3 protein-coding genes are annotated in these 6,783 nt (G+C 73.9%); 2 read left to right on the top strand and 1 reads right to left on the bottom strand.

What is annotated here, in order from left to right:
• Positions 1-2 precede the first annotated feature (2 nt).
• Complete coding sequence (locus A5747_RS15730) at positions 3-797, bottom strand: alpha/beta fold hydrolase (protein ID WP_076125802.1); 795 nt, start codon at positions 795-797, stop codon at positions 3-5.
• 93 nt (positions 798-890) lie between these two features.
• Here A5747_RS15730 and A5747_RS15735 point away from each other — a divergent pair, with 93 nt between their 5' ends.
• Positions 891-4,043 (top strand): ATP-dependent DNA helicase, encoded by a 3,153-nt coding sequence (locus A5747_RS15735; protein ID WP_076125768.1) that lies wholly within the window; start codon positions 891-893, stop codon positions 4,041-4,043.
• Positions 4,010-6,783: ATP-dependent helicase (locus A5747_RS15740; RefSeq protein ID WP_369805113.1), on the top strand; the 2,774-nt coding region annotated here is incomplete at its 3' end. The genes A5747_RS15735 and A5747_RS15740, both read left to right, overlap by 34 nt.

Consider the following 6,783-nt stretch of genomic DNA (forward strand, 5'->3'; position numbering starts at 1 on the left):
GATCAGCGGCCGTCCAGTAGCGCGCGAGCCAGCGCGGCCACTTCCGTGTGCTTGGCGTAGGGCACCATGTGGTTGCACTCGAAGTCGAGCAGCTGAAAATCGGATCCCAAGCGTTGTCGAAGACCCGCGATGAGTCGGTCGGTGACGTAGGGCGGCGTGGTCCACATCGCCCGCACCAGGGTCGTCGCCGTTCCCGCCGGCGGTAACACGATGTCGCGGGCCAACTCGCTCCAGTAGGACATCATCGCCGGCAGGCTGACGCGCCACCCGTACCGTCCGCTCGGCAGCTCGACCAGGTGCTCGTCGAGCTCGGCGTCGAGCAGGGCGGGATCCACGTCCGACCACGAGCCCGTCGTCTTCTCCATGCGGGCCTCGGCGGCGTCCGGATAGTCGGGCGAGGAGAGCATGGCGTCGGCGATCTCCCGCATCCAGGTTCCGTCCAGGCCGACCGCCGGATCGAGCAGCAGCAGGCCCGCCACCAGGTCGGGTCGGGCCGCGGCCAGATGCATGGCCAGCGCGCCGCCGAAGGAGTGCCCGACCACCAGCACCGGCCCCCCTCCTTTGGCGGCCTCGGCGTCGAGCAGCGCGGCGAACGCCGAGACGTTGGCCTCGATGTTCCACGGAGCCGACCACGACGATCGGCCGTGGCCGAGCAGATCGGGTGCCGCGACGGCGATTTTGGGCAGCGCGTCGGCCAGTTTCTGCCAGCGCTGCCCGTGGCCGGTCAGCCCGTGGAGGGCGAGCATCCGCACCGGGCCGGCGGGGCCGTAGCGGTGCACGTGAAGGTCGCCGGTCACGCATCGATCGGTCACGCGTCGATGATGCCAGGCCGGACCGTCGCGGTCCGCGGGCGCGGCCGACTTGTCAGACCCTCGTGATCTCATGCCGCTATGTCGTTCACGTCGGGGTCATTCGCCTGGGACGCCGACGCCGGTGCCGTGCTGGCGCCGGGCGCGCGCGGGATGATCCGCGTCCTGGGCGGGCCCGGCACCGGCAAGAGCAGCCTGCTCGTCGATGCCGCGGCCGCTCGGATCGGCGCCGGTGTCGATCCGGAATCGGTTCTGCTGCTTACCGGTTCCGGCCGGCTGGGGATGCGGGAGCGCAGCACCTTGACGAGGGCGCTGCTGCGGTCGCATACCGACGGCGCGCGGCGCGCCGCGGTTCGCGAGCCCATGGTCCGCACCGTGCACAGCTACGCCTACGCGGTGTTGCGCCGGGCCGCCGATCGCGCCGGCGATGCGCCGCCCCGCCTGGTCACCAGCGCCGAACAGGACGCCATCATTCGCGAACTGCTCGCCGGTGACCTCGACGACGGCCCGGCCGCGGCGGTCGCGTGGCCGGCGCACCTGCGGCCGGCGTTGCGCACCGCCGGGTTCGCCGCCGAATTGCGAAACTTGTTGGCGCGCTGCGCCGAACGCGGAGTGGACGCGCAGGAGCTGCAGCGGCTGGGCCGTCGATGCCGGCGCCCGGAGTGGAGCGCCGCCGGCCAGTTCGCGCAGCAATACGAACAGGTGATGTTGCTGCGGGCGGCGGTCGGGACGGCGGCGCCGCAGGCGACGACGCCGGCGCTGGGCGCTGCCGAACTAGTGGGTGCGGCGCTGGAAGCGTTCGCGGTCGATCCGGAGCTGCTGGCCGCCGAGCGCGCCCGGGTCCGGGTGCTGTTGATCGACGACGCCCAGCAACTCGACCCGCAGGCGGCACGGCTGGTTCGGGTGCTGGCGGCGGGAACCGACCTGACGCTGGTCGCGGGCGATCCCAACCAGGCGGTGTTCGGGTTCCGCGGCGGTGAACCGGCGGGCCTGCTCGACGGCGATACGCCGTCGGTGACACTGACCGCATCGCATCGCTGCGCTCCCGCGGTGGCGCGCGCCGTCAGCGGCATCGCGCGCCGGCTGCCCGGCAGCACCGGGGGCAGACAGATCGACGGCACCGGGCCCGACGACGGCGCGGTCGCGGTGCGCCTGGCCGCCTCGGCGCACGCGGAGGCCGCGATGATCGCCGACGCGCTGCGGCGTGCGCACCTCGTCGACGGCGTCCCGTGGTCGCAGATGGCGGTCATCGTCCGGTCGGTGCCCCGGGTCGGTGCGCGGCTGCAGCGTGCCCTGGCCGCCGCCGGGGTCCCGGTGGCGCTTCCGGCGCTCGGCGGGCCGTTGTCCGAGGAGCCGGCGCCCCGGGCGCTGTTGACGGTGTTGGCGGCCACCGCCGAGGGGCTCGACGGCGACCGGGCGCTGGCGTTGCTGACCGGGCCAATCGGTCGCGTCGATCCGGTCTCGCTGCGGCAGCTGCGCCGCACGCTGCAACGCTTATCCGACGGCGCGGCAAGGAATTTCGGCGACCTGGTGGTCGACGCCCTGCGCGCCGATGCGCCGCTTTCCGGCGCGCACGCCCGCCCGCTGCGACGGGTGCGCGCCGTGCTGGACGCGGCCGCCCGCTGCCACCGCGACGGCCAAGATCCGCGCTTCACCCTGTGGGCGGCGTGGCACCGGTCCGGTCTGCAGCGCCGCTGGCTCTCGGCCAGCGAGCGCGGCGGGCCCGCGGGGGCCCAGGCCACCCGGGACCTGGAAGCGGTCACGGCGCTGTTCGACGTCACCGATCAGTACGTGTCCCGCACGTCCGGCGCGTCGTTGCGCGGACTGCTCGAGCACGTCGCGGCGCTACAGCTGCCCGGCGCCAACCCCGAGCCGGCGTCGACAGCCGAACAGGTCAGGGTGCTCAGCGCACACGCCGCGCTCGGACACGAGTGGGATCAGGTCGTCATCGCGGGCCTGCAGGATGGGTTGTGGCCCAACACGATTCCGCGCGGCGGGGTGCTGGGCACCCAACGGCTGCTCGACGCGCTGGACAGCATCACCGAGGACGCCTCGGCCATCGCGCCGCTGCTGGCCGAGGAGCGCCGGCTGCTGGTCACCGCGATGGGCCGGGCCCGGCGCGCGCTGTTGGTGACCGCCGTGGACGGCGACGCCGGCGGCGCGGGCGACGACACCGCGCTACCCTCGGCGTTCTTCTTCGAGATCGCACAGTGGGCGACCGATGATCCCTTTGCGGTGCAGCCGATTTCAGCGCCGCGAGTGTTGTCGGCGGCCGCGCTGGTGGGCCGATTGCGCGGCGTCGTGTGCGCACCAGAGGGCGCCGTGGACGATGCGGCCCGCGATTGTGCGGCAACGCAATTGGCCCGGCTGGCCAAGGCCGGTGTGCCCGGCGCCGACCCGGCGGCCTGGCAGGGCCTGACCGCGGTCAGCACCGCCGAGCCGCTCCGCGGCCCCGACGAGCCCGTCACGTTGACACCGTCGACGCTGCAGACCCTCACCGACTGCCCGCTGCGCTGGCTCGCCGAACGCCACGGCGGCACCAACCCCCGTGATCTGCGGTCCACCATCGGCTCGGTGCTGCACGCGCTGATCGCCGAGCCGGGCAAAAGCGAAGCGCAACTGCTGGCCGAGCTGGACCGGGCGTGGGAGCAGCTGCCCTTCGACGCCCCCTGGCATTCGGCCAACGAGCTGGCCCGGTACCGCGGCATGATCCGGGCGTTCGTCGAGTGGCGGGCGCAGACCCGAGCCGAACTGAGCGAGGTCGGCGTCGAGGTCGACGTCGACGGGGCCCTACCGGCGCCGCGCGACAATGCCCGCCGAGGCGGCGAAGTCCGGCTGCGCGGCCGGGTCGACCGGCTGGAGCGCGACGGCGCCGGCCGGCTGGTGATCGTCGACGTCAAGACCGGCAAAACCCCGGTCAGCAAGGACGACGCGCAGCAACACGCTCAGCTGGCCATGTACCAGCTCGCGGTGGCCGACGGCATGATCGGCGCCGCGGGCAGCGAACCGGGCGGTGCGCGGCTGGTGTACATCGGCAAGACGGGGGCAGGCGGCGCCGTCGAACGCGAGCAGGATCCGCTGACGCCGGCCGCCCGCGACGAGTGGCGCGAGCTCGTCCGCACGGCGGCCGACGCGACCGCGGGGCCGCAATTCATCGCCCGGCGCAACGACGGGTGCACGCACTGCCCGATGCGGCCGTGCTGCCCGGCCCACGTCGACGGGTCGGCGCCGTGAACGCGCGCTACAGCCCGGACGAATTGGTTTGTGCGCTAGGGTGTTTCCCGCCGACCGCCGAGCAGGCCGCGGTCATCGCGGCCCCGCCGGGCCCCTTGGTCGTCATCGCCGGGGCGGGGGCAGGGAAGACCGAGACGATGGCCGCGCGCGTGGTGTGGCTCGTCGCCAACGGCTACGCCGAACCCGGCCAGGTGCTCGGGCTGACCTTCACCCGCAAGGCGGCCGGCCAGCTGCTGCGACGAGTCCGCTCCCGGCTGGCCCGGTTGGCCGGCATCGGCCTTGGCCCGACCGGCCCCACGGGCCCGGCGCCCGTCGAACCGGCGGGCAGCCCGATCGTCGGCACCTACCACGCTTTCGCCGGCTCCTTGCTGCGCGAGTACGGCCTGCTGTTGCCCGTTGAGCCCGACACGCGGTTGCTCAGCGAGACCGAGCTCTGGCAGCTGGCCTTCGACGTGGTCAACGGATATCGGGGTGAGCTGCACACCGACAAGAGCCCGGCCGCGGTCACGTCGATGGTGCTGCGGTTGTGGGGTCAGCTGGCCGAGCACCTGGTGGACACCGATCAGCTGCGTGACACCCACGTGGAGCTGGAGCGGCTGGTCCACACCCTGCCGGCGGGCCCCTACCAGCGCGAGCGGGGTCCCAGCCAGTGGCTGCTCCGGCTGCTGGCCACCCAGACCGAGCGGGCCGAGCTGGTGCCGTTGCTCGACGCGCTGGCCGAGCGAATGCGCACCGGGAAGGTCATGGACTTCGGCATGCAAATGGCCTCGGCGGCCCGGCTGGCGGCGAACTTCCCCCAGGTCGGCGGGGACCTGCGGAACCGCTACCGGGTCGTCCTGCTCGACGAGTACCAGGACACCGGGCACGCCCAGCGGGTGGCGCTGTCCGCGTTGTTCGGCGGAGGCCGTGACGACGGGTTGGCGCTGACGGCCGTCGGCGATCCGATTCAGTCGATCTACGGGTGGCGCGGCGCGTCGGCAACCAACCTGCCGCGCTTCACCACCGACTTCCCCCACGCCAATGGCACCCCCGCGCCGGTCCTGGAGCTGCGCACCAGCTGGCGCAACCCGCCGCGCGCCCTGCAGCTGGCCAACGCCATCTCGGCGGAGGCGCGGCGGCGGTCGGTTGCCGTGCATGCGTTGCGCCCGCGCCCGGACGCGTTGCCCGGCACGGTCGCGTGCGCGCTGCTTCCCGACGCAGGAGCCGAGCGCGAGTGGATCGCCGACCACGTGCGCCGGCACTACCAGCGGGCCCGCGCCGAGGGCGTCAGCCCGCCGACCGCCGCGGTGCTGGTGCGCCGCAACGCCGATGCCGCACCCATTGCCGACGCCCTACGCGCCCGCGGCATCCCGGTCGAGGTCGTCGGGCTCGCCGGCCTGCTGTCGGTGCCCGAGGTCGCCGACGTCGTGGCGATGCTGCGGCTGGTTGCCGACCCGACCGCGGGGGCGGCGGCGATGCGCGTGCTCACCGGCCCCCGATGGCGCCTCGGCGGGCGGGACGTTGCCGCGCTGTGGCGGCGCGCGCTGGCCCTCGCGGCGGGACTGGGGGCACCACCCGCTTGCGGGGGACGCCCCGACGACGCGCCCTCGGCCGTGTCGATCGCGAGGGCGGCGGGGCCGGACGCCGACACCGCATGCCTGGCCGACGCGATCGGCGATCCCGGGCCGGCCGGGTCGTATTCGGTTGCGGGATATCGGCGGATCACCGCGCTGGCCGCCGAGCTGAGCGCGCTGCGCGCCCACCTCGGCCATTCGCTGCCCGAGCTGGTCGCCGAGGTCCGGCGGGTGCTCGGCGTCGACTGCGAAGCCCGGGCCGCCGCAGGGGCCGGCGCCGGCTGGGCCGGCGCCGAACACCTCGACGCGTTCGCAGACGTGGTCGCCGGCTATGCCGAACGAACGCGGGCCGCGGCGGCCGACACGACGGCGGCGGCGTCGGTCGCGGGCCTGCTGGCCTACCTCGACGCGGCCGAGGTGGTCGAAAATGGCTTGGCCCCTGCTCCATTGACGGCCGCCCGGGACCGGGTCCAGGTCCTCACGGTGCATTCCGCGAAGGGCTTGGAGTGGCAACTGGTGGCGGTCGCACACCTGTCCGGTGGAACCTTCCCGTCGACCGCGTCGCGCAGCAGCTGGCTCACCGACGCCGCGGAGCTCCCGCCGTTGTTGCGTGGCGACCGCGCCTCGGCGGGTGCGCTGGGCATCCCGGTGCTCGACACCTCGGACGTCACCAACCGAAAGCAGCTGTCGGACAAGATCTCCCAACATCGCCGCCAGCTCGAGCAGCGACGCGTCGACGAGGAGCGTCGATTGCTGTACGTGGGCATCACCCGGGCCGCGGACACCCTGTTGGTGTCCGGCCACCACTGGGGTCCCACCGGGATGAAACCCCGGGGCCCGTCGGACTTCCTGTGCGAAATCAAGGACATCATCGACCGTTCCACCGCGGCCGGCGAACCGTGCGGGGTGGTGGAACACTGGGCCCCGGCACCGCCCGACGGTGAGCGAAACCCGCTGCGCGACAACGTTATCGAAGCGATCTGGCCCGCGGATCCGCTGGCCTCACGGCGCGGCGATGTCGAACGCGGCGCGGCGCGGGTGGCCGAGGCCATGTCGGCCGGTGCGGTCGCGGCCGGTGCCGACGTCGACGGCTGGACCGCCGACGTCGATGCGTTGCTCGCCGAGCGCGCCCGCTCGGCGCGCCCGCCCCCCCCTGCCCTGCCCCCCCCGCTGTCGGTCAGCGGTTT

The organism is Mycobacterium sp. IS-836 (assembly GCF_001954275.1).
Taxonomy (GTDB): Bacteria; Actinomycetota; Actinomycetes; order Mycobacteriales; family Mycobacteriaceae; genus Mycobacterium.